General features: G+C 47.0%; 25 protein-coding genes and 1 pseudogene. 18 read left to right on the forward strand and 8 right to left on the reverse strand.

What is annotated here, in order from left to right:
- The first annotated feature begins 20 nt into the window (after positions 1 to 20).
- On the forward strand, positions 21 to 917 hold the full coding sequence (locus BTA31_RS04485; protein WP_076789249.1) for a PhzF family phenazine biosynthesis isomerase: 897 nt from the start codon (positions 21 to 23) through the stop codon (positions 915 to 917).
- A 101-nt stretch (positions 918 to 1,018) separates the two neighbouring features.
- A complete protein-coding gene (locus tag BTA31_RS04490) occupies positions 1,019 to 1,597 on the forward strand; it encodes a nitroreductase family protein (RefSeq protein WP_076789254.1) in 579 nt (192 codons plus the stop codon).
- Positions 1,598 to 1,630: 33 nt separating this feature from the next.
- Here the strand turns inward: BTA31_RS04490 and BTA31_RS04495 are convergent, their stop codons facing one another.
- The 4 genes from BTA31_RS04495 to BTA31_RS04510 form a co-directional block, all read right to left on the reverse strand.
- Positions 1,631 to 1,825: a YfhD family protein gene (locus BTA31_RS04495; protein WP_076789258.1), complete on the reverse strand. Its 195-nt coding sequence runs from the start codon at positions 1,823 to 1,825 to the stop codon at positions 1,631 to 1,633.
- A gap of 68 nt (positions 1,826 to 1,893) precedes the next feature.
- Positions 1,894 to 2,007 carry a YfhE family protein gene (locus BTA31_RS04500; RefSeq protein ID WP_076762437.1) on the reverse strand — a complete coding sequence of 38 codons (114 nt, stop codon included), beginning with the start codon at positions 2,005 to 2,007 and terminating at the stop codon, positions 1,894 to 1,896.
- A 67-nt stretch (positions 2,008 to 2,074) separates the two neighbouring features.
- On the reverse strand, positions 2,075 to 2,605 hold the full coding sequence (locus BTA31_RS04505) for a GNAT family N-acetyltransferase (RefSeq protein WP_076789263.1): 531 nt from the start codon (positions 2,603 to 2,605) through the stop codon (positions 2,075 to 2,077).
- Between the two features lie 266 nt (positions 2,606 to 2,871).
- Positions 2,872 to 3,771, reverse strand: a complete 900-nt coding sequence (locus tag BTA31_RS04510) for a TIGR01777 family oxidoreductase (protein ID WP_076789266.1) — start codon at positions 3,769 to 3,771, stop codon at positions 2,872 to 2,874.
- Between the two features lie 68 nt (positions 3,772 to 3,839).
- On the opposite strand from BTA31_RS04510, the gene recX reads away from it, so the two are divergent.
- Together recX and BTA31_RS04520 are read left to right on the forward strand one after the other, a co-directional pair.
- The gene (recX, locus tag BTA31_RS04515) at positions 3,840 to 4,631 is read left to right on the forward strand and encodes a recombination regulator RecX (protein WP_076789325.1); all 792 of its coding nucleotides are present in this window, start codon (positions 3,840 to 3,842) and stop codon (positions 4,629 to 4,631) included.
- Between the two features lie 4 nt (positions 4,632 to 4,635).
- The gene (locus BTA31_RS04520) at positions 4,636 to 4,950 is read left to right on the forward strand and encodes a YfhH family protein (protein WP_076789271.1); all 315 of its coding nucleotides are present in this window, start codon (positions 4,636 to 4,638) and stop codon (positions 4,948 to 4,950) included.
- Positions 4,951 to 4,979: 29 nt separating this feature from the next.
- On the opposite strand, the gene BTA31_RS04525 is transcribed toward BTA31_RS04520, so the two are convergent.
- Both BTA31_RS04525 and BTA31_RS04530 read right to left on the reverse strand, forming a co-directional pair.
- Positions 4,980 to 5,150, reverse strand: a complete 171-nt coding sequence (locus BTA31_RS04525) for a YpzG family protein (protein WP_003179922.1) — start codon at positions 5,148 to 5,150, stop codon at positions 4,980 to 4,982.
- 26 nt (positions 5,151 to 5,176) lie between these two features.
- Positions 5,177 to 5,326, reverse strand: coding sequence for a small, acid-soluble spore protein K (locus BTA31_RS04530; protein ID WP_003179924.1), 150 nt, complete (start codon positions 5,324 to 5,326; stop codon positions 5,177 to 5,179).
- Between the two features lie 131 nt (positions 5,327 to 5,457).
- On the opposite strand from BTA31_RS04530, the gene BTA31_RS04535 reads away from it, so the two are divergent.
- The 5 genes from BTA31_RS04535 (at position 5,458) to BTA31_RS04555 (ending at position 10,988) form a co-directional block, all read left to right on the forward strand.
- Positions 5,458 to 5,727: a YfhJ family protein gene (locus BTA31_RS04535; protein WP_076789276.1), complete on the forward strand. Its 270-nt coding sequence runs from the start codon at positions 5,458 to 5,460 to the stop codon at positions 5,725 to 5,727.
- 26 nt (positions 5,728 to 5,753) lie between these two features.
- A complete protein-coding gene (locus BTA31_RS04540; protein ID WP_076789279.1) occupies positions 5,754 to 6,878 on the forward strand; it encodes an NAD(P)/FAD-dependent oxidoreductase in 1,125 nt (374 codons plus the stop codon).
- Between the two features lie 198 nt (positions 6,879 to 7,076).
- Positions 7,077 to 8,036, forward strand: coding sequence for a glycosyltransferase family 2 protein (locus BTA31_RS04545; RefSeq protein ID WP_043925848.1), 960 nt, complete (start codon positions 7,077 to 7,079; stop codon positions 8,034 to 8,036).
- On the forward strand, positions 8,005 to 8,406 hold the full coding sequence (locus tag BTA31_RS04550) for a GtrA family protein (protein ID WP_076789282.1): 402 nt from the start codon (positions 8,005 to 8,007) through the stop codon (positions 8,404 to 8,406). The genes BTA31_RS04545 and BTA31_RS04550 overlap by 32 nt, the downstream gene beginning before the upstream one ends.
- Positions 8,403 to 10,988, forward strand: a complete 2,586-nt coding sequence (locus BTA31_RS04555) for a YfhO family protein (protein WP_076789284.1) — start codon at positions 8,403 to 8,405, stop codon at positions 10,986 to 10,988. Before BTA31_RS04550 ends, BTA31_RS04555 begins: the two co-directional genes overlap by 4 nt.
- On the opposite strand, the gene BTA31_RS04560 is transcribed toward BTA31_RS04555, so the two are convergent.
- Entirely contained in the window at positions 10,985 to 11,968 is a 984-nt protein-coding gene (locus tag BTA31_RS04560; RefSeq protein WP_043925845.1) for a metal-dependent hydrolase, read from the reverse strand. The genes BTA31_RS04555 and BTA31_RS04560 overlap by 4 nt on opposite strands.
- A 207-nt stretch (positions 11,969 to 12,175) precedes the next feature.
- Here BTA31_RS04560 and mutY point away from each other — a divergent pair, with 207 nt between their 5' ends.
- The gene (gene mutY / locus BTA31_RS04565) at positions 12,176 to 13,261 is read left to right on the forward strand and encodes an A/G-specific adenine glycosylase (protein ID WP_076789287.1); all 1,086 of its coding nucleotides are present in this window, start codon (positions 12,176 to 12,178) and stop codon (positions 13,259 to 13,261) included.
- A gap of 26 nt (positions 13,262 to 13,287) precedes the next feature.
- On the opposite strand, the gene BTA31_RS04570 is transcribed toward mutY, so the two are convergent.
- Positions 13,288 to 13,512: a hypothetical protein gene (locus tag BTA31_RS04570; protein ID WP_043925843.1), complete on the reverse strand. Its 225-nt coding sequence runs from the start codon at positions 13,510 to 13,512 to the stop codon at positions 13,288 to 13,290.
- A gap of 82 nt (positions 13,513 to 13,594) precedes the next feature.
- Between BTA31_RS04570 and fabL the strand changes: the two genes are divergently transcribed.
- The 8 genes and pseudogenes from fabL to BTA31_RS04610 all read left to right on the forward strand — a co-directional run bounded on the left by fabL (position 13,595) and on the right by BTA31_RS04610 (position 21,169).
- A complete protein-coding gene (gene fabL, locus BTA31_RS04575) occupies positions 13,595 to 14,347 on the forward strand; it encodes an enoyl-[acyl-carrier-protein] reductase FabL (RefSeq protein ID WP_043925842.1) in 753 nt (250 codons plus the stop codon).
- An 83-nt stretch (positions 14,348 to 14,430) separates the two neighbouring features.
- A pseudogene (locus BTA31_RS04580) lies at positions 14,431 to 14,580 on the forward strand (gamma-type small acid-soluble spore protein); the annotation flags it as partial.
- Between the two features lie 173 nt (positions 14,581 to 14,753).
- Positions 14,754 to 14,999 (forward strand): YgaB family protein, encoded by a 246-nt coding sequence (locus BTA31_RS04585; RefSeq protein WP_003179940.1) that lies wholly within the window; start codon positions 14,754 to 14,756, stop codon positions 14,997 to 14,999.
- 162 nt (positions 15,000 to 15,161) lie between these two features.
- Positions 15,162 to 15,692, forward strand: a complete 531-nt coding sequence (ntdP, locus tag BTA31_RS04590) for a nucleoside tri-diphosphate phosphatase (RefSeq protein WP_003179942.1) — start codon at positions 15,162 to 15,164, stop codon at positions 15,690 to 15,692.
- 76 nt (positions 15,693 to 15,768) lie between these two features.
- Positions 15,769 to 17,511, forward strand: a complete 1,743-nt coding sequence (locus tag BTA31_RS04595; RefSeq protein WP_076789291.1) for an ABC transporter ATP-binding protein — start codon at positions 15,769 to 15,771, stop codon at positions 17,509 to 17,511.
- 129 nt (positions 17,512 to 17,640) lie between these two features.
- The gene (locus BTA31_RS04600; RefSeq protein WP_076789295.1) at positions 17,641 to 18,621 is read left to right on the forward strand and encodes an ABC transporter ATP-binding protein; all 981 of its coding nucleotides are present in this window, start codon (positions 17,641 to 17,643) and stop codon (positions 18,619 to 18,621) included.
- Positions 18,618 to 19,574, forward strand: a complete 957-nt coding sequence (locus tag BTA31_RS04605) for an ABC transporter ATP-binding protein (RefSeq protein WP_076789298.1) — start codon at positions 18,618 to 18,620, stop codon at positions 19,572 to 19,574. Before BTA31_RS04600 ends, BTA31_RS04605 begins: the two co-directional genes overlap by 4 nt.
- A complete protein-coding gene (locus tag BTA31_RS04610; RefSeq protein ID WP_076789301.1) occupies positions 19,571 to 21,169 on the forward strand; it encodes an ABC transporter substrate-binding protein in 1,599 nt (532 codons plus the stop codon). Before BTA31_RS04605 ends, BTA31_RS04610 begins: the two co-directional genes overlap by 4 nt.
- Positions 21,170 to 21,173 lie beyond the last annotated feature (4 nt).

The raw sequence follows: 21,173 nt of genomic DNA on the forward strand, positions 1-21,173 counted from the left end.
CGACAAATGGGGGAACAAAAATGAAGCAAATTGAAGTATTAAGATATGACGCATTTTCAAAGACGGCGGGTCAGGGAAATCCGGCGGGCATCGTGCTTGATGCAGACGGGTTGACCGATCGTGAGATGCAGAAGACCGCTGAACGGGCAGGCTATAACGAAACGGCTTTCCTGCTTCCGAGCGAGTCGGCTGACATAAGGATACGCTACTTTACGCCGGGCCATGAAATGAATCTATGCGGACATGCGACTGTTGCTTCTCTTTATGCGCTTCTGGAAAAAGGCGTGATCGAAGCCGGGGTGGAGCTGAAGGTCGAAACAAAAGCGGGCGTTCTTTCCGTGTATACCGCCTCTGACGACGATCGGCGGTTTTTGGTGACGTTGGAGCAGGCGCCTCCGTGTTTTCAGCCTTTCACAGGAAGCAGAAGCCAACTGGCGGAAGCGCTGGGGATCAGTGAAGCGGACTTTCATGAAGCATTGCCCGTTGTTTACGGGAGCACAGGGATATGGACATTGCTTGTGCCGGTGAAAGATTTGGCTGCGATCCGCAGGATGAAGCCCGTTCAAGCTGAATTTCCCAACGTTTTAACCGAGATGCCGCAGGCGTCTGTTCACCCGTTTTGCCTGGAGACGCTCCATCGGGATTGCCAGCTTCACGGCAGGCATTTTTCATCGCCTTATTCCGGAACGAGTGAAGATCCTGTCACAGGAACGGCATCAGGAGTAATGGGCGCTTATATGAAAACGTACGGAAAGGAACTCTGTGAAGAGGACCGGACTGTTTTTCTGATCGAACAGGGCCAGGAAATGGGGAAAGACGGGAAAGTGAAAATCGAAGTTGCGGAACAAAACGGCATCATGAAAGTGCGTATGACAGGAACCGCAGTGTTTGCTGAAAAGCAAAGCTTTGAGATGTAAAACAGGTACCGCCTTTTTTAACGAGTGATGATCATTGCAAACAGAAGCGGTAAACATTATAATCAACAATGATAATCATTTTCATTTAAGGGGGCGGCCACATGAACGACACGTTAGACATCCAAAGTATTCGCGATTGCGTCAGAAATAGAAGAACGATTCGAAAGTTTAAACAGGATCCGGTGCCGAAGGAAGTGGTGCTGGAACTCTTGGAAGATGCGATTTATGCTCCGAACCACAAGCTGACAGAACCGTGGCGATTCATTTATATCGGAACGGAAAGCGGGAAAAAGAAGCATGCCGACAATTTAAAAGCGGCGTTTAAAGAGCTCAAGCCGAATATGCAGGAAGAACAAATCAATAAGTTCAGGGAGCATATTCTCAGCGTTCCGGCTTTTCTCTTCGTTATTATGAAAGAAGACGAAAACGAACGGGTCAGACGAGATGATTTTGCAGCCGTCAGCTGTTTGATCCAGAATCTGCAGCTGCTCGCTTGGGAAAAAGGCATCGGCATGGTATGGAAAAGCGGGGAAGTTCTCTCTCATGAAACATTGCACAGGTTAATGGGACTGGAGCGCGATGAGCGGGTAGCAGCTCTCTTGCAGATCGGATATCCTGCGGAAATTCCTGAAGCGAAGCACAGGACCCCGGCCGCACAGCTTTTTACTGAATTAACTTAAAGAATGAGGCCCAGGAAACCCGGGCCTCGATTATTATTTTGACTGCCGCTTTTCCGCGCGCTTATCAGCTTCCTGCATGCGGGCTTGTGCTTCGCGGTCATCCTGATCGGCGAGCTCTGCAGAATATTCTTCGTACACTCCGTCAGCTTCTCTCTTATACTGATCAGGAACTTGAGGGAGTTTTTGCTTGTTTTTGTCACGGTTTTTGTGGATTGCATTTCTGCCCATATGATCACTCCTCATCAATAATCGGCCTGTCAAGCCTTATTGTTCGCTGATCAGGCTCCCGCTATGCATTACGATTTTTCCCTTGCGGCGCGCTCAGCCCTTTTAAATTCGCGCGAATATCTGACTTCCTGCGTCTTGTTGAGAGGGGATTTAAAACGCTCCCGTTTTTTCTTGTCAGCCATCTTTTCAAGCCTCCTCAAAACCTCAGTTATTCACAGGCTGTCCGTTTCAGCGGCATTTATACAAGTTTTAAGCTTCTTTTAACCGGCGGTTTTCCTCTTCGAATGTTCTCATGCTGTACAGCGTGTACAAATCTTTCGGGATTTCATACAGGTGAAATGTATCGCTGCCGGCCCAGTCAAAATCAGCTTTGACGGCATATGGGAGCTTTTCTGCCGCTTTAAGGGAGCGCATATTTGTTTTTCTGATTTTCATAAAAACGGCTTCGATTTGCTTTTCATAAAAAAGCTCGCAAAAAAACGCGTCTTTCGCCCGCTGGTTCAAGCCTTTTCCATGGTAAGGCTTGCCGAGCCATGTGCCAAGGAAGCCTTTTTGATCTTCGATTTCATACAAGCTGATGCAGCCGATCGGGTTTTCCCATTCATCAAGTATCGTTCGCGATATCAGCTTTCCCTGTTCTTCCGCTTCGATCATGTTTTTGACATGAAACATATACTCTTCAAGCGTCTCCGCTTTATTTCTGACAAAAGGGAAGACATCCGGATGAATCATCAGTTCAAAAAGTGCATAGCAGTCGGTCAGTTCCCGTTTCTTCAGCATGGCAGCCCCTCCTTAGTTTGAGGGCGGCTTTTACAGCAGAACGGGACGCGTGAATCCACCCTCGGAATTTTTTAATTTGCGGAAACAGTTGTCCGCGTATCTTGCACATCCATTAAAAAATTCGGGGTGGGAATCGAACCCACTAAAACCAGAGACCTGGTGGCGCACCATTTGCCTTCCCAGTACGTGTATGCTGCTAAAAAGATACTTACATTTTACGCAGCTGGGAAAGGAAAAGCTACAAGGCTTTTGCTGGAAAATGCCTTTTATGTCAAAAGGTTATGCAGGGCATCTTCCAGTTCGGGATATAAGAAATGATAGCCGTGCTGAAGCGCTTTTTTCGGAAGGACACGCTGTCCTTTCAGCACGAGCATGCTCATTTCTCCGAGGACGCCTTTTATCACAAATTCGGGTACCGGGAGCCAGTGGGGGCGTTTTTCTACTTTCGCGACGGTTTGTCCGAATGTTTCCATTTGAACGGGATTCGGTGCCGTGACATTGACAGGGCCGGATACCCGCGGCTGATCAATCGCTGATAAAATCATGCCGACAGCGTCTTCGATATGAATCCACGGCACCCATTGCTGCCCTGAGCCGATGCGTCCGCCTGCAAACAATTGATAGGGGAGCGCCATTTTCGGGAGCGCACCTCCGTCTTTTCCGAGCACCATGCCGAAACGCATCCAGACGGTGCGGATGCCAAGCGTTTCGATTGGTTCGGCTGCTTTTTCCCATAAAGCTGTCGTTCGGCTTAAAAAATCCTCATCCGAAACTGGAGATACCTCCGTGAATGTCTGTTCAAGACTGGTTCCGTAAATTCCGACTGCGCTTGCCTGAATGAGGGTGTTCGGCTTCTTCTGAAGACTTTGTATGATGCGGGCGGACTCCTGCACAGAGCGGAGGCGGCTTGTCGCGATCTCCGCCTTCGTTTTTTCATTCCAACGGCCGAAAAGCGATTTTCCGGCTAAATTGATCCAAACATCGATATCGGTCAGCTCTGTTTCAGGGCGGGCGCCGTTTTTTTGCCAGAGAACGTAAGAAGTGTTTTTTTGTTCGGTTTCAGCCGGTTTTCTTGTTAAAATATAGACGTGATGTCCCCGGGCGGTTAAGGCGTTTGTCAAATGCCTGCCGATAAAACCTGCCCCGCCGGCAATCGCGATCTTCATCATGATTCCTCCCTTTCATGATCATTAACCTTATTGTAAAAGAAGAAAACAAAAGAAGGGAGTTATTTATGCCATATATTACAAAGATTTCTGCCCAGAAAAACAATGAAGAGCGGGTCAATATTTTTCTGGATGAAAAATATGCGTTCAGCGTCGACCTGGACGTGCTTGTCAAGTTTGACCTGCGAAAAGGCAAAGAGCTTGATGAGCTTGATATCATTGAGATTCAGTACGGAGACGACGTTAAAAAAGGGTTCAAAAAAGCGCTCGATTATTTGTCATACCGGATGCGCTCGACAAAGGAAGTCAAAGACCATCTCAAGAAAAAAGGCGTCGCAGACGCCGCAATCACAGAAATTCTGCATATGCTTAAAGGTTATAAATATTTGGACGACCGCGAATTTGCGGCTGCATATGTCAGCACCCACAGAAAAACGAGCGGCAAAGGCCCCGATGTCCTCTTCAGAGAGCTTAAATTGAAAGGGATTGATGATGAACTGATTCAGGAAGCGCTCAGTTCGTTTTCGTTTTCCGATCAGGTCGGGGCTGCGGTCAAGCATGCGGAAAAACTGCTGAAAAAAGAAAAAAAACTGTCCTCCAAAGAGACGAAGCAGGCCATCGAACAGCACCTTGTCAGAAAGGGATTCTCCTTCGATGTCATCTCGGCCGCGCTTCAGGAAACGGATTACGAAAACGACGGCAGCGCTGAAAGGGAAGCGCTTGAGAAGCATGGGGAAAAAGCGATGAAGAGGTACGGTTATGACGGATCATACGAAACGAAAATGAAGGTCAAACAGTATCTCTTCAGAAAAGGTTTTTCTATCGACATGATTGACCAATTTTTAGATGAAAAGGGATGAGAATATGGAGAAAAGATACAGTGAAATGACTGCACACGAATTGCACCAGGAAATTGCGGGTCTGACCGAAAAGGCAAGAAAAGCGGAACAAATGGGGATTGTGAATGAGCTGGCCGTCCACGAACGGAAAATCGCGATGGCGAAGGCTTATCTTCTTAATCCGGCCGATTTTAAAGCCGGCAACGTATATGAAATTGAAGATGGGGGCGACGATTTCCATATCCGCTATTTAAACGGCGTCTTCGCCTGGGGATACCGTCTTTCGTCACCTGATCATGAAGAGGCTCTGCCGATTTCTTTATTAAAAGAAAAGGGCTAAGACAAAAGCTTAAACCCTTTTCTTACATGTTATCTTGTCCGGATGCGCGTGTTGCGCTGGAGAATGATGAGGTCCTGAGTCTGCTGCGTTTCTCCGTTCACCTGCGCGCGCGCATGCTTTGTGTTTGCCCATGGCTGCGGATAGTTTTGCGTTTTCATCTGGTTAAAATCGTTTGTATACGGTTTGCGATTTGCACACAAAAGAAATCACTCCATCCCAGAAAAGTTTAGCGTTTGCCGGAAGCCCTCATTCTTTCTTGCGGATGAGTATTTGTGCTTCCGTCAGGGCGCTTTGAAGCAAAATCATCTTTGGCCCGGGGCTCACCTTCAAATTTATTGTTGTTCATGTTCGGAAAGCCTCTTGATTTATTTCGCATCTCTTTTTAGGCTCCTCCAATCAAGTCCATAATGTTTGCGTCTTCGGTTCGGAAGACGTAAGGTTAGTATATGAAAAGGACGACGTTTTCAAAAAGAAAGTTTTTTCCTTAGGGAAAGGGGGAAAAGCCAAGTGGAAGAGTACTTTGAAAAGCTGACAAATGCGCTTCTTGAAAAAAATCATATGCTGAGTTACGCACAAGCCAGAACATGGGTTGAACTGCTGTGGGGGGATTTCGAGGTGACATTTGCAAAGGCCGGCCACCCGTACAGAGGAAAAGAGCTGACAGAGCGTGTCGTCAAAGAGTGGATTGAGCACTATGGCAGCAGGCTGCATTTATTTCAAAATGATAAGCCTTCTTACCATGATCTGTTCTCCGGAGACCGCGGACTGCTTCATTAAGCATTTCTTTAGAAAGGAATGATGGCATGAAAGCGATTGTCATTGGTTCTGGAATTGCCGGTGCCAGCGCCGCATATCATCTTGCGAAAAAAGGAGCCAGGGTTCTGGTGGCGGATGAAGGGCGTGAAGGCCAGGCGACAAAGGCCGGAGCGGGAATCGTCTGCCCGTGGTTTTCTTCCAGAAGCGAAGACTGGTACCGCTTGGCATTGGCGGGCGCCTCGTATTATCCTTCACTTGTTTCCCAACTGGAAGAGGACGGGGAGGCCGATCTGGGATACGCTAAAATAGGCGCGCTCCGCGTCAGCACCAATCGTGAAGCACTCGATCAAATAGAAAGAAAATTAAGAGACCTTACGCGCCGCGAGGCAGAAGCCGGTCAAATCGCCCGGTTAACGAACGCTGAAGCAAGAAAGCTTTTTCCTCCGCTTGCAGAAGGGCTGGAAGCCGTCTATGCAGAGAGCGGAGCCAGAGTCGACGGCCATTTGCTTCGAAACGCTCTCCTCCGGGCTGCAGAAAAACATGGAGCCGTTTTGAGGAATGGGAAAGCGAAGCTGTCATGCCAAAACGGCCGGCTGACAGGTGTTCATGTGGGCGACAGTTTTTTTTCGGCCGACAAGGTGATTTTGGCAGCCGGCGCCTGGGCCAATGAATTGCTAGGGCCGTTGGGGATAAAGCTGCCTTTGGAGCCGCAGCGCGGTCAAATCGCGCATTTAAAGCTGCCTGGTGAAAATACGGACAGCTGGCCGGTCATACTGCCTGATACTGACCATTACATTGTGTCATTTGCCGATTCCCGGGTCGTCGCCGGAGCGACAAGGGAAACAGGCTCAGGATTCGACTGCAGAATAACGGCGGGAGGTTTGCATGAAGTCCTGCAGGAAGCACTGTCTGCAGCGCCTAGTCTGCATCATGCAACAGTCGGAGAAGTCAGAGTCGGTTTTCGTCCGATGACAAAGGACTTGCTCCCTTTGCTCGGACATATCAAGGGAACGGATTTGATTGCGGCTGCAGGCTTTGGTCCCTCCGGTTTAACAATCGGTCCTTATGCAGGTTCTCTTGCGGCTTCTTTGGCTTTTGGAGAAGAGCCGGGCTTGAATTTGGAAAAATATGATCCGATGCGAAAAAATGTCATAAAACGGAAAAACGTTTAGGTTATCCTGTTTGATTCTAAAGGAATATCATTTTTTTACCACTTGTTCATAGATGTCTGATATAATGACAAAATAATCTTGTAGAAAATAGTACAGCGTGCCCACAGTTTTCCTTTTGTTGTGTGGGAAGCGGCTAGATTCAAGTATCCTGCCGGATGCCGGATGCAATTTTATTATGTCCAAAAGAGGTGCCTTTAAGTGAAGAAAGGATTCGTTTCAATCATTATTCCTTCATACAATGAAGCAAGCAATATTAAATTGATTTATGAATCGTTGAGGAACGAATTTCAATCCATTGATTATGATTATGAAATTTATTACATAAATGATGGAAGCACTGATCAAACATTGGAGGAAATTAAAAAACTAGCCGAAAAAAGCGAGCGTGTGAAATATATTTCGTTTTCACGGAATTTCGGCAAGGAGGCAGCCATCCTTGCCGGATTTCAGCATGCCCGCGGCGATGCCGTTGTGGTGATGGATGCGGATCTGCAGCACCCGACATACCTCCTGCACGATTTTATTAAAGGATTTGAAGAAGGCTATGATCAAGTGGTCGCCCAGCGCAACAGAAAGGGAGACAACCCTGTACGCTCCTACTTGTCGTCCCTTTATTACCGCTTTATCAACAATGCGGTAGAAGTCGATTTAAGGGACGGCGTCGGCGATTTTCGTCTTTTAAGCAGAAAAGCCGTCAATGCGATGCTGAAGCTGAGCGAAGGGAACAGGTTCTCAAAAGGGCTGTTTTGCTGGATCGGCTTTGACCAAAAGATTGTTTATTACGAGAACGTCGAAAGGAAAAACGGAAAATCCAAGTGGTCGTTCCGCCACTTGTTGAACTATGGAATCGACGGGATTGTGTCGTTCAACAACAGACCGCTGAGAATTTGTTTTTACGCCGGTATTTTTATCCTTTTTCTATCACTTATTTATATCGCGGCGACATTCATCAGAATCTTGAAATACGGTGTGATCGTTCCCGGCTATTTTACGATTATTTCCGCCGTCCTGTTTCTCGGCGGCGTCCAGCTTCTCAGCCTCGGAATCATCGGCGAATACATCGGGCGCATTTATTATGAGACGAAAAAGCGGCCTCATTACTTAATACAGGAGGCAAACATCGCTCATGGAGAAACTCATGAAAATCGTGAATCCTGAATTTATTCGCTTTGCCGTTGTCGGCGTAGTGAATACTTTGAATTATTATGCGGTTTATTTGCTGCTGCATGTTTTGCTTCAGTTGAATTATATGGTTTCGCATATTGCCGCTTTTCTCGTCAGCCTTGTGATTTCCTTTTTCTTGAACTGCTATTTTACATTTAAAATCAAGCCGACGCTGGCAAAGTTTTTGCAATTTCCGCTGACACAGCTGTTTAATTTGACGGTGTCTTCTTTGTTCGTCTACACGTTTGTGAATTTTTTTAAGATGAACAGTGAGGCAGCTCCGCTTGTCTCCATGTTTTTAACCGTTCCTCTGACATTTTTAGTGACAGGGAAGATTTTGAAAAAAGACAGGGGAAGAGTATGAAGAAAACAGTTTTTCTATTTGTGATCGCAAGCGTTGCAGTTTCCTTGGCCGCCCATTCTTTTTTTCTGTATGAATGGGCGCATGACCGCTATATGACCGGGAACGGCGACGGACTTGCACAAATGATCATTTTTAAATCGTTTCTTTTTGAGCAATACAAACAAGGGAACTTCTTTTATTCGTATTCTTTCGGTCTCGGAGGCGGCATCTACAGCCAGCTCGGTTATTATTTCACGACGTCTTTTGTCTTCATCGCTTCATTCGCGGCCGTTTTTCTGATGCAGCTTTTGCATTTGGCCGGGGATGCGGACCCTTTGTTTTGGGCGCAGGCCGCCGTATTCATCAGTGTCATCAAGCTGAGCCTGATCATTTTAGCGGCAGCGTATGCGTTAAACGGCATGGTGAAAAACAAGCTTGCCGCTTTTACGGGTGCGGTCTTGTACGGCACGTCGGTCATCTATTTCAGACACACGGTGTTCTGGGAGTTTTTCAGCGACGCCATGCTGTGGCTGCCGCTGCTTGTCGCGGGAGCCGAAAAAGTCATCAGGGAAAAGCGGACAGGGCTGTTTATTACGGCTTGTTCTTTGACGCTGATCAATAACTTTTATTTTGCCTATATCAATTTGATTTTCATTGCGATCTACGTCATCTTCCGCTGGCTGATCAGGCTTGACCCGGAAAAGGAGGCGCCGAGGTGGAAACAATTCAAGATGTTCGCCGCTTCATGCCTGATTTCTTTCGGAATCAGCGCAGTTTCCTTTGTACCTGCGGTTTACGGATTTTTAAACAATTTACGGCCGCCTTATGATCAATCTGTCGCTGTATACGATCTGACGGACAACATTCTGTTTTCCAGCCGCATTGTCTTGCTGCCGGCTGTCTTTATGCTGTTCTTGTTCGCATTTTCTTTCTACAAAAATAAAACGTTCAGGCTGTTTGCCTCAATCAGTGTGCTGCTTGTTCTTTTGCATTACAGCCCGCTTGCGGCAAGCGCGTTCAACGGTTTCTCTGCTCCGCAGAACCGCTTTGAATACCTGCTCGCTTTTACGATCGGGGGAGCGGCGGCCGCAGGAATGACCGAACTGAAAAACATCAGGCGAAAAGAGATGATCTGGTCCATCCTGCTCGTCCTTCTGATTTATATCGCGGTCATTTGGCGGAAAGACTTGGATTTATCACTGATGCAAAATTGGAGCATTGTTGTGCTTCTGTTCCTGACAATCGCCATCTTTACGGCGGCGGGGTTTCAATATAAGAAATCGCAGCTTTTTTTGCATGTCTGCATTTTATTATCGTCCGTTCTTGTGGCGAACACGTATCAAAAGTATATTCTGTCTGAGTCAAGCGGCATTAAAAACGTCTCAAAAAGCTATTTGACCAGCAATGAGTACAATGGCGAAGAACAGCGCCGCCTTTTGAACAACATTCGAAAAGACGATAACGGGGACCCGTACACAAGGGTCGACTGGATGAACGGCGTGCGCAACAATACTCCTCTGATGCAGGATTTTAACGGCTTCAGCGCCTACTCAAGCATTCTCAATCGCGACCTTCTTCTGTTTTATTGGGAAGACCTTCAAATCGATATGGGAAGGGAAAGCGTCAGCCGCTACGCATCGATGGGAGACCGGGCCAACTTGTACAGTCTGCTGTACGGCAAGTATTACATGACGGAAAAAAACAATGCCGCCATTGTTCCGTACGGGTTTATCAAAACGGATGAATCAGAGCACTACACAGTGTATAAAAACAAATACACCCTGCCGTTTATCCGGACGGCGCGAACGGTATTTACGGAAAAAGATTTAGCAGATGCGCCTGTTCTGGCGCGGGAACATGCGATGCTTGAAGGAATCGTGCTTGAGAATGGCGATAATGGAAAAGAGCAGCCGCCGAGCATTCCGGATTTAATGAAGCAGATGAAGCTGAAAACCGAAGGGGCGAGCTATCATAACGGCGTCCTCGACGTCACCGCCGAAAACGGAGGCATCGATCTCATTCCCGAAGGCGGTCTTCCGAAAGAAGGCGACTATTATGTCGGATTTTATTTAAAAAGCCTTGCAAAAGACCAGTTCTTCAACTTGCGGGTCAATGATTATGTAACATCAAGAAAGTCAAACCAGTCGATTTACAAAACAGGTGTTTACGATTTAACGATCAGGGTGCCGAAAACAGATAAAATTTCAATCAGGCTGCCAAAAGGGAAATATCAATTGGACCATTTGAGACTGCACCAGGAAGACTATCAATTGCTGAAAAAAGCGGCCGCCCAAAAAGCACCGGCCGCCGATTTGGACTGGCAGAACAATCAAGTGTCCATCATCTTTGACAATCAAAACGGAGACCGTTACATGGTACTGCCGGTTCCGTACGAAAAAGGCTGGGAAGTCACTGTAAACGGAAAAACGCAAACCGTTCAAAAGGCAAATTACGCGTTTATCGGATTTCCCATCGAAAAAGGGAAAAACGATATCCGGCTCGTTTATTACCCCCCGTACTTCAAAGCTACTTTGGCTGTTACAGTCATCAGCCTCATCATCGGAATCTGGTACGGCAGAAGGAGAAAAAAGCTTGGCTCTTAAACAGAGCCAAGCTTTAATTTTTTCTGAAGTTTTTCCTCGCTGAAAATCCATCCCGTATAAGAGGTGATTAATTCGAGCGAGTCCCTGTCGATGTGTGCGATCGCCACGAAAGGGTAGTGCCCTTTGCTGCGGTATCGCAGATCGATAAAGCGGACTTCGTAATGATCCTTATACGTATCGATCTCCCATTTGTAAACCGGTGAGAACGAAAGAAACGCCGAAATGTTCTTATCCTGTTTCGCGGCTTTCATCACGTCCGTATCCGGCACAGGCACCCTGTTGAATGTATCGACGATCACAACGTTTCCGTCCATGCTCCGTCCGACGTAAAAAGCCGATTTTGCTTTGACGGCGATTCGCCATTGCCTGAATTTCATCGTAGGAGAAATAATGATTTCTTCAATATCATCGATTTTTTCACGGAGCTCATGCTTGATTTTCCTCTGCATGAAATACCTCACCAGATAATAACCGGCCAAGACGATGTAAAGAGCCAAAAATGTATAGCCTTGATGCGCGCCTGCCAGCCAAAAGGCGATGGCTATGAGATGGCTGACGAAAATAAACGGATCAAATGTATTAATCAAGCCGAGCGCTACCCATTTCCTTGAAAAAGGTCTGATCGCCTGTGTTCCGTATGCATTGAAAATATCCACGAACACATGAAGCGCGACCGCGGCAAGGGTCCAAAGCCACAGGTGAAGCAGATTGGCTTCGTGATAAAACAGCATGAGAATGCCCGGAATCATCAGCGACCAGGCGAGAACAGCGGGGATGGAATGGGTGAATCCCCTGTGGTGCCTAATATAAACAGCGTTGTTTTTTAATTTCAAAACGGTATCGATATCCGGAGCCTGAGATCCGGCGATTGTCGCAATCATCACGGCTTGAGCCATTGATGGGTCCATTCCGACAACTGGATCAAGCGTCGCGATGCCTCCGAGTGCAACGCCCATGACAACATGTGTGCCAGTATCCATTGGTGACCTCCCCTAATGGTGCTAGAAAATCATTTTTATTTTCCAAAAACAGAACGAACGATGGACCTTGCCTGAAATATTTAACGCTTTTGCTTTCTTCACTTTTAATGTAACATGTTATCGTATATGCATATAGTTTACAACAAAAAGCCGAAGTAACAAAAGATCGGTATGCAAATGTGACGTGCACAGGCAAGGAGAAGTTTCATGATGGATCTGCAAAAGAAATTAGAGCAAAAAAACATCAAACAATTTCAAGAAGATTTAATTTCTTGGTATGAGCAAGAAAAAAGGGATCTGCCTTGGCGCTCAGACAGCGACCCTTATAAGGTATGGGTGTCAGAAGTGATGCTTCAGCAGACGAGAGTGGACACGGTGATTCCTTACTTCAACAACTTTATCGAAAAGTTTCCGACCGTTGAAGCGCTCGCTGAAGCCGACGAAGAAAAAGTGCTTAAAGCTTGGGAAGGACTGGGATACTATTCAAGGGTTCGGAACTTGCAGAGCGCTGTCAGGGAAGTTCACGAACGATACGGAGGAGTGGTCCCTCCTTCAAAAGAGGAATTCGGCAGCTTAAAAGGAGTCGGCCCTTATACAAGAGGCGCGGTGCTGAGCATCGCCTACAATCAGCCGGTCCCCGCGGTAGACGGAAATGTCATGCGGGTCATGTCACGGATTCTTTCCGTATGGGATGATATCGCAAAGCCTAAAACCAAAACCCTGTTTGAAAAAATTGTCGAAGCGTTTATTTCTGAGGAAAAACCGTCCGAGTTTAACCAGGGGCTAATGGAGCTGGGCGCTGTCATCTGTACACCGAAATCGCCATCATGCCTTCTCTGTCCCGTCCGAGAGCACTGTTCTGCTTTTGCAGAAGGCTGTGAAAAAGAGCTTCCGGTTAAAAGCAAAAAGAAAAAACCATCGGTAAAAACCCTTGCAGCCGTTGTCCTGACTGATGAAGAAGGATACATCTATATCCATAAAAGACCGGCAACAGGCCTTTTGGCAAACCTTTGGGAATTCCCGAACACAGAAACGCAGAAAGGCCTGAAGCACGAGCGCGAGCAGCTTGCGGCCTTCTTGAAAGAAGAGGCCGGAATAGAAGCTGAAATCGGTCCGCTTGAAGGGGTCGTAGAACACGTGTTTACACACCTTGTCTGGAACATTTCTGTCTTTTTCGGGAAAACGCTCGATCAACCTGATGATTCATACTTTAAAAAGGTCACGAAAGAAGAGCTCGCTGAATATGCCTTCCCGGTTTCACATCAGAAAATATGGAATATGTATATGAAATAGGCAGCTTGACTGTGCATGCTGCCCCTTTAGTCGTACTGGATGGTGGTGCCGTGCGTATAATCGGCTTCCCGGCGGTGCAGTCCGCCTCTTGCTTGGATTTCTTTCACAACCTCCAGGTACTCGGCATGCCCTTCTTCATTGAGGAATGGCATGATTTGTTGGAAGGCGTGGTGAAAATAAAGCAGCTCTGCATCTTTCCACTCGCTTTTCGGCGTGTGGTCGAGCTCGCTCATATCGCGTCCTACGTACATAAGGCGAATGCCTCCTTTTTAATCGTGTCATGAGCTATTTTTTATCAGATTTTCAATCACTATACTAGGAGATGAATGACAGATGGAACAAAGAAAATGTGCCCTTATTACAGGAAGCAGCCGCGGCGTCGGCAAAGCAGCCGCCCTGAGGCTTGCCGAAAACGGTTATAATATCGTCATCAACTATGCGAGAAGCAAAAAAGCCGCCCTTGAGACGGCTGAAGAAATCGAAAAGCTCGGTGTCAAAGCATTGGTCGTCAAGGCGAATGTCGGACAGCCGGCGAAAATAAAAGATATGTTTCAGCAAATCGAGGAAGCGTTCGGCAGACTGGACGTGTTCGTCAACAATGCTGCATCCGGCGTATTGCGCCCCGTCATGGAGCTTGAGGAAAGCCATTGGGACTGGACGATGAACATCAATGCGAAAGCTCTGCTATTCTGCGCACAGGAAGCGGCAAAGCTGATGGAGAAAACGGGAGGCGGCCACATTGTCAGCATCAGTTCGCTCGGTTCGATCCGTTATTTGGAAAACTATACGACAGTCGGCGTTTCAAAAGCTGCGCTTGAATCATTGACGAGATATCTTGCCGTTGAGCTTGCACAGAAAAACATCATCGTCAATGCGGTATCGGGAGGCGCGATCGATACAGACGCCCTGAAGCATTTTCCGAACCGCGAGGAACTTCTGGAAGATGCCCGGCAAAATACGCCTGCCGGCCGCATGGTTGAGATTAGCGACATGGTCGATGCGGTGGAGTTTTTAACGTCAGGAAAAGCGGACATGATCCGCGGACAGACGATCATTATTGACGGCGGCCGTTCATTGCTCGTATAAATTTTTCGCTTTCAATGAATAGGATATCATCCTCCTGCACAATCTAATGGTCGTGGAGGTGATATACAATGGCTAACCAACAATCCAAAACAAACGCACAAAAAGTAAGACAACAAAACCAAGCTTCTGCACAAGGTGGTCAGTTCGGCACTGAATTTGCCAGCGAAACTGACGCGCAGCAAGTAAGACAAAATAACCAACAAGCTGAGCAAAAAAAACAGCAAAACAGCTAATCACTGAAACAGGAAAAAGCACTTCACCATCGGATGAGGTGCTTTTTTCTTTTCGTTTTTGATCCGACAAAACTTCCGAATCTTAGCCAGAATCAGTCAAAGGACATCCGGCATGTATAGAGAAATGTTACTTAGGCAATAAATGGAGTAGAGCATAGAATGGAGGATCCCGAATGCCGGAATTTGAAAACTTGGTTCAAGGGCAGATGGAGATTATGGATAAGCTGTTGTATCTGCAAGCGGAGATTGAAAGATGCCAGAAAATTGAAAAAGAACTGGCTGCCCTTGAAAAGAAAGCCCAGCTTTTATCGATCCGTGAAGATATATCCCAGAAGCGGAAAGATCTTGCTCAAATTCAGGATTTGTTTCAAAAGCAGACGGAGCAGGTGATTCAGGCTTATCAAAGAATCGAAGCATGAGCCTCTCTTTATCGTTTTCAGAAAAGAGCCATTCCTGTTCAGGAGTGGCTGTTTTATTTTCATTTTTTATTTTCAAACGTTATAATAAATAAAAGAACTGTCGGACAGGCGATGTGACACACTGACTTGTAAGGCTTTTGCAAAGAAAGTAGGGGAGAAAACATGGGCTTTCCCAAGGAAGGAGAAACCATTCAAATTCATAGCTATAAGCACAATGGGCAGATTCATCGGATTTGGAACGAAACAACGATTTTAAAAGCAACGGAATTGTGCATCATCGGCGCCAATGATCGGACAATGGTCACAGAATCTGACGGCCGGACATGGGTGACGCGAGAGCCCGCCATTTGTTATTTCCATGCAAAGCAGTGGTTTAACGTCATCGGCATGCTTCGCGAAGACGGTATTTATTACTATTGCAACATCAGCTCGCCGTTTGCTTTGGACGATGAAGCCATCAAATACATCGACTATGATTTAGACGTAAAAGTCTTCCCGGATATGACGTATCATATTCTTGATGAAGATGAGTACGCGGATCATAAAAAGGCGATGAATTATCCGAAGGAGATCGACGGCATTTTAAGGTACCACTTAAATACGTTGCTGCATTGGATACACCAAAGAAAGGGCCCGTTTGCATCTGAATTTATTGATATTTGGTATGAACGGTATTTGCATTATACAAAATAATCCTAAAAAAACCTGTTGAGGCCAACAGGTTTTTTGCGGTGTACTCACACATCAAGATATAGAGGGGGGAAGACGTGTGGGGGTAATCAGAAGGTACATGGAATTTGTGAAGCCGTATAAATGGAAAATCGTTTTGACGGTTTTAATCGGTATTATTAAATTTTCTATTCCGCTGGTCATCCCGCTTCTGCTGAAATACGTCGTGGACGACATCATCCAGGGGAGCGGGACCGCTGAAGAAAAAACATCCACATTATTCATGGTAATGGCGGTTATGTTCGCCATTTTTTTGGTGCTTCGGCCGCCTGTCGAATACTATCGGCAGTATTTCGCACAGTGGACGGCAAGCAAGGTGCTGTATGATATCAGGGACAAGCTGTTTGCACACATTCAAAAGCTGAGCCTCAGGTATTATGCGAACACCCGCGCAGGAGAAATCATTTCAAGGGTCATCAACGATGTCGAGCAGACGAAAGAATTTGTCATTATCGGGTTAATGAATGTATGGCTTGACGTGATGACGATTTTTATCGCCATCGCCATCATGATGACGATGGATGTGAAGCTGACGCTTATTTCGATCGTGCTGTTTCCGCTTTACGGACTGTCTGTTAAATTCTTCTACGGCAGACTCAGAAAGCTGACGAGAGAACGTTCCCAAGCGCTGGCCGAAGTGCAGGGCCATCTTCATGAAAGGGTTCAGGGAATGCCTGTCATCAGGAGTTTTGCGATCGAGGATTATGAACAGAAGCAATTTGATCACGAGAACGGGAATTTTCTCGGTAAAGCAATCCGCCATACGGCCTGGAATGCCAAAACCTTTGCCGTCGTTAATACGGTTACAGACCTCGCTCCGCTGATCATCATTACGGTTGCGGGTTATCATGTGATTCACGGGTCGCTTACTGTAGGAACGATGGTGGCGTTTTTCGGATATATCGAACGCCTCTACAACCCGCTGCGCCGCCTGATCAATTCATCGACAACATTGACGCAGTCGATCGCATCGATGGACAGACTGTTTGAATTTATTGATGAACCGTATGAATTAAAAGATAAGCCCAATGCTGTAAAAGCAGAGCGATTAAAAGGAATTGTTGAATTTAAAAACGTTTCCTTCCAATACGAAAAATCGGAAGAAATGATTCTGCAGAATCTTTCTTTGAAAGCCGAACGGGGCGAAACGGTCGCGCTCGTCGGGATGAGCGGTGGCGGCAAATCGACGCTTGTCAGCCTCATTCCGAGATTCTACGATGTCTCAGCCGGAAGCCTGGAGATCGACGGCATCGATGTCCGCGATTATCAGGCGCGAAGCCTTAGAAACCAAATCGGCATGGTGCTTCAGGATACGTTTTTATTCAGCGAATCGGTACGCGAAAACATATCGATCGGAAATCCCGAAGCTTCGATGGAAGACATCATTGAAGCGGCAAAAGCCGCCAATGCCCATGATTTTATTATGGAACTGCCGCAAGGCTATGATACAAAGGTCGGAGAAAGGGGCGTCAAGCTGTCCGGAGGCCAAAAACAGCGGATATCAATCGCCAGGGTGTTCCTGAAGAACCCGCCTCTCTTAATTTTGGATGAAGCGACGTCAGCGCTTGACCTTGAAAGCGAGCACTATATCCAGGAAGCGATGGAAAAGCTCGCGAAAGACCGGACGACCTTTATCGTTGCCCACAGATTGTCGACGATTACCCACGCTGACAAAATCGTCGTCATCGAAAACGGACGTGTCGCGGAAGTCGGCACACATGACGAATTAATGAGCCGCGACGGCCACTATAAGCATTTATTCACCATTCAAAAATTAAACTAAAACCGCAAAAAGCCTGACTTTCGTTTGAAGCCGACGGATGTCAGGCTTTTTCTTTCCCTGCAAATTTCGTACATATTTCCTATCTCGTCTAAATACAATTTAAAAAATACAAGCTCCGGAGGTGTATAAGTGACAAAAGAAAAATTGCTTGAAGTATCGGATTTATCGATTTCGTTTCAAATGAAAAAGTCCGAAACCCCGATTGTGCAAGGCGTTTCTTTCGATCTCCATCCCGGAGAAATCATGGGAGTCGTCGGAGAGTCCGGCTGCGGCAAGAGCGTCACCTCTTTGGCTTTAATGGGGCTGAACGCAAACACCCGGACGACGGGCCGGATCAAGTTTCAAAACAAGGACCTTCTCATGCAGTCTGAAAAAGAATGGAGACAGATGCGCGGCAATGATATCGCGATGGTTTTTCAAGAGCCGATGACCTCCCTCAATCCCCTTTTCACAATTGGCGATCAACTAACAGAAGCACTCTCCAGCCATACCAATATTCATAAAAAAGAAGCAAGAAGAAAAGCCGTTCAAATGCTGGATACCGTCGGCCTGCCGAGGGCGGACCAGCTGATGAAACAGTATCCCCACGAACTGTCGGGAGGCATGAGGCAGCGGGTCATGATCGCAATGGCATTAATTTGCGAACCGAAGCTGCTGATCGCCGATGAACCGACAACAGCTCTCGACGTCACCATCCAGGCTCAGATTCTGTCCCTGCTGAAGAAAATGAATGCCGAATTTAACACAGCCATTCTCCTCATTACCCACGACCTTGGCGTCGTTCACAATACATGTGAACGCGTGATGATCATGTATGCCGGCCGGATCGTTGAAGAAGGCGGTGTCACCACTGTTTTTGACAGCCCGAAACACCCTTATACAAAAGGCTTGTTCGCCTCTATTCCGGCATTTACAGGCAAATCCGAGCGTCTCTCTTCGATTGAGGGGCAGGTGCCGAAACCGGGATCGATTAAAAAAGGCTGTATGTTTGCGCCGAGGTGCCCTCATAAACACGAACGCTGCATTGAGGAGGAGCCCGGATTGAACAGGCTGGCGGATGATCATGCTGTAAGCTGCTTTCTCTACGAAGAGGAAGGTGCTTTAACATGAATCAAGAACTGCTGAGCGTCCAAGAGCTGAAAACATATTACCGCGTGTCCGGCAAGAAAATCGTGAAAGCGGTCGATGATGTTACACTGTCAGTCAAAAAAGGCGAAATCGTAGGGATCGTCGGGGAATCCGGCTGCGGAAAATCAACCTTGGGAAAGTCGATATTGCGGCTGACCGAACCGACTTCTGGAAAGGTGACATTTCTCGGGCAGGAGATGACCGGCCTTGATGCAAAAGAGCTTCGCAACATGAGAAGGCATATACAAATGATTTTTCAAGATCCGTACGCTTCTTTGAATCCGCGCATGAAAATAAAGGATATTTTGGAGGAACCGCTGATTGTTCATAAACTCGGAACGAAGGCGGAAAGGAGAGAAGTCGTTCGCTCGATGCTTGAAATTGTCGGTCTTGAGGCTTCATACGGCGACCGATATGCACACCAATTCAGCGGCGGTCAGAGGCAAAGGATCGGTATTGCAAAAGCGCTGATCACAAAACCAAAATTAATCATTGCTGATGAGCCTGTTTCCGCGCTTGATGTATCTGTTCAGGCGCAGATCTTAAATCTGCTGTCTGATCTGCAGGAGGCATTCAATTTAACGTTTCTGTTTATTTCTCATGATCTCGCAGTCGTTCGCTATATCAGCGACAGGGTGGCCGTAATGTATTTCGGAAAGATTGTCGAGATGGCGGACGCCGACGCGTTATTTAGAGAACCGAAACACCCGTATACCGAAACACTGTTAGCGGCAGTACCCGTCATCGGCAAAGGAGAAGCGGTTCATACGGCACCGGATATTGCCGCGCCCCGCATGAGTGAAAAGGGCTGTCCTTTTTACAGCCGATGCATGAAGCGGGCAGCCGTCTGCCTTGAAGCGGAGCCGCCGCTTGAAGAGACTGCGGACGGGCATTATGCTGCATGCCATTTTACCAATAAGGAGGCTGTTCGATGAAAAAGAAAAGCTGGCTGATCTGTTTGGGAATGATTCTGTCCGTTTCCGCTTTTTTAATGGGATGCTCCGGTAACGAAAGCGGAAAGAATGACGGAGGGACGAACGGCGGAAAAGATACGCTGATCATCGGCAGAGGCGGTGATTCAACATCGCTTGATCCAATCACAACAACAGAAGGCGAAGCGTTTAAAGTGACGATCAATATGTTTGAAACCTTGCTGAATTACGGAGAACAAGACACAACGCTGAAGGAAGGCCTTGCGGTGAAATGGGACGCTTCAGATGACGGTATGACCTACACACTGGAGCTGAGAAAAGGCGTGAAGTTCCATGACGGAACGGATTTTAATGCAGAAGCCGTCAAATACAATTTTGAGCGGTGGATGAACGGGGATGAAGAAAAATTTCCTTACTACGGCATGTTTGGAGGCTATAAGAAAGATGAAGGACATGTCATCAAAGACATAAAAGTTCTCGACGACCATAAGATTCAGTTCATTTTAAAACGCCCGCAAGCGCCGTTTTTAAAGAACCTTGCCATGACTTCCTTCGGGATTGCAAGTCCTGCCGCCATCGAGAAATACGGCGAAAAATTCAGGGAGCACCCCGTCGGCACGGGCCCTTACAAATTTGTCGAATGGAAGCCGAACGACCGCATCGTCCTTGAGAAAAATGAAGACTATTGGGATCAAAGCAAACCGAAATTGCAGAAGATCATTTTCAGAGCCATTCCTGAAAACTCAGCCCGCTTAAATGCATTGAAGACTGGCGAAATCGATCTAATGGATGGCGTCAATCCGTCTGACATCGAAAGCATCAAAGCAGACGCCAATCTGAAAACATTTGAAAGGCCTTCAATGAACGTCGGGTATCTCGGAATGACAACGACGAGAAAGCCATTTGACAATAAGCTGGTCCGCCAGGCACTGAACCATGCTGTTGATAAACAGGCGATTATCGATTCCTTCTACGGAGGTCTCGCAGAATCTGCCAAAAACCCGCTCCCTCCGTCGCTTGAAGGGTACAACGATCAGGTTAAGGAATATCCGTATGATTTAAAAAAGGCAAAAGAACTCTTAAAAGAAGCCGGATATCCAGACGGATTTAAAATGAAGCTTTGGGCAATGCCTGTTCCGCGGCCGTATATGCCGGACGGTATGAAAATAGCTGAAGTGATTCAATCAAGCTTTGAAAAAATCGGAGTCAAAGCGGAAATCGTCACTTACGACTGGGCGACCTATCTGGATAAGGTGAGCAAAGGGGAAGCTGATGCGTTTTTGATGGGCTGGACCGGCGACAACGGAGATCCGGACAACTTCATCTATACGCTGCTTGATAAAGATAATATCGGCGGTAACAACTATACGTACTTCAGCAATGACGAGCTTCATGACATCTTAATCGAGGCGCAGTCAGACCCTGACCAAAAGAAGCGAAATAAACTGTATCAAGATGCGCAGGAACTCCTCCATGAAGAATCGCCTTGGATTCCGCTTGTCCATTCCACACCGATTTTGGCCGGTTCAAAAGATATCGACGGATATGTTCCGCACCCGACAGGGAGTGAAGTATTGTCCGGCGTAGAGTTTAAATAGGTGG

The organism is Bacillus haynesii (genome assembly GCF_001969855.1).
Lineage (GTDB): Bacteria > Bacillota > Bacilli > Bacillales > Bacillaceae > Bacillus > Bacillus haynesii.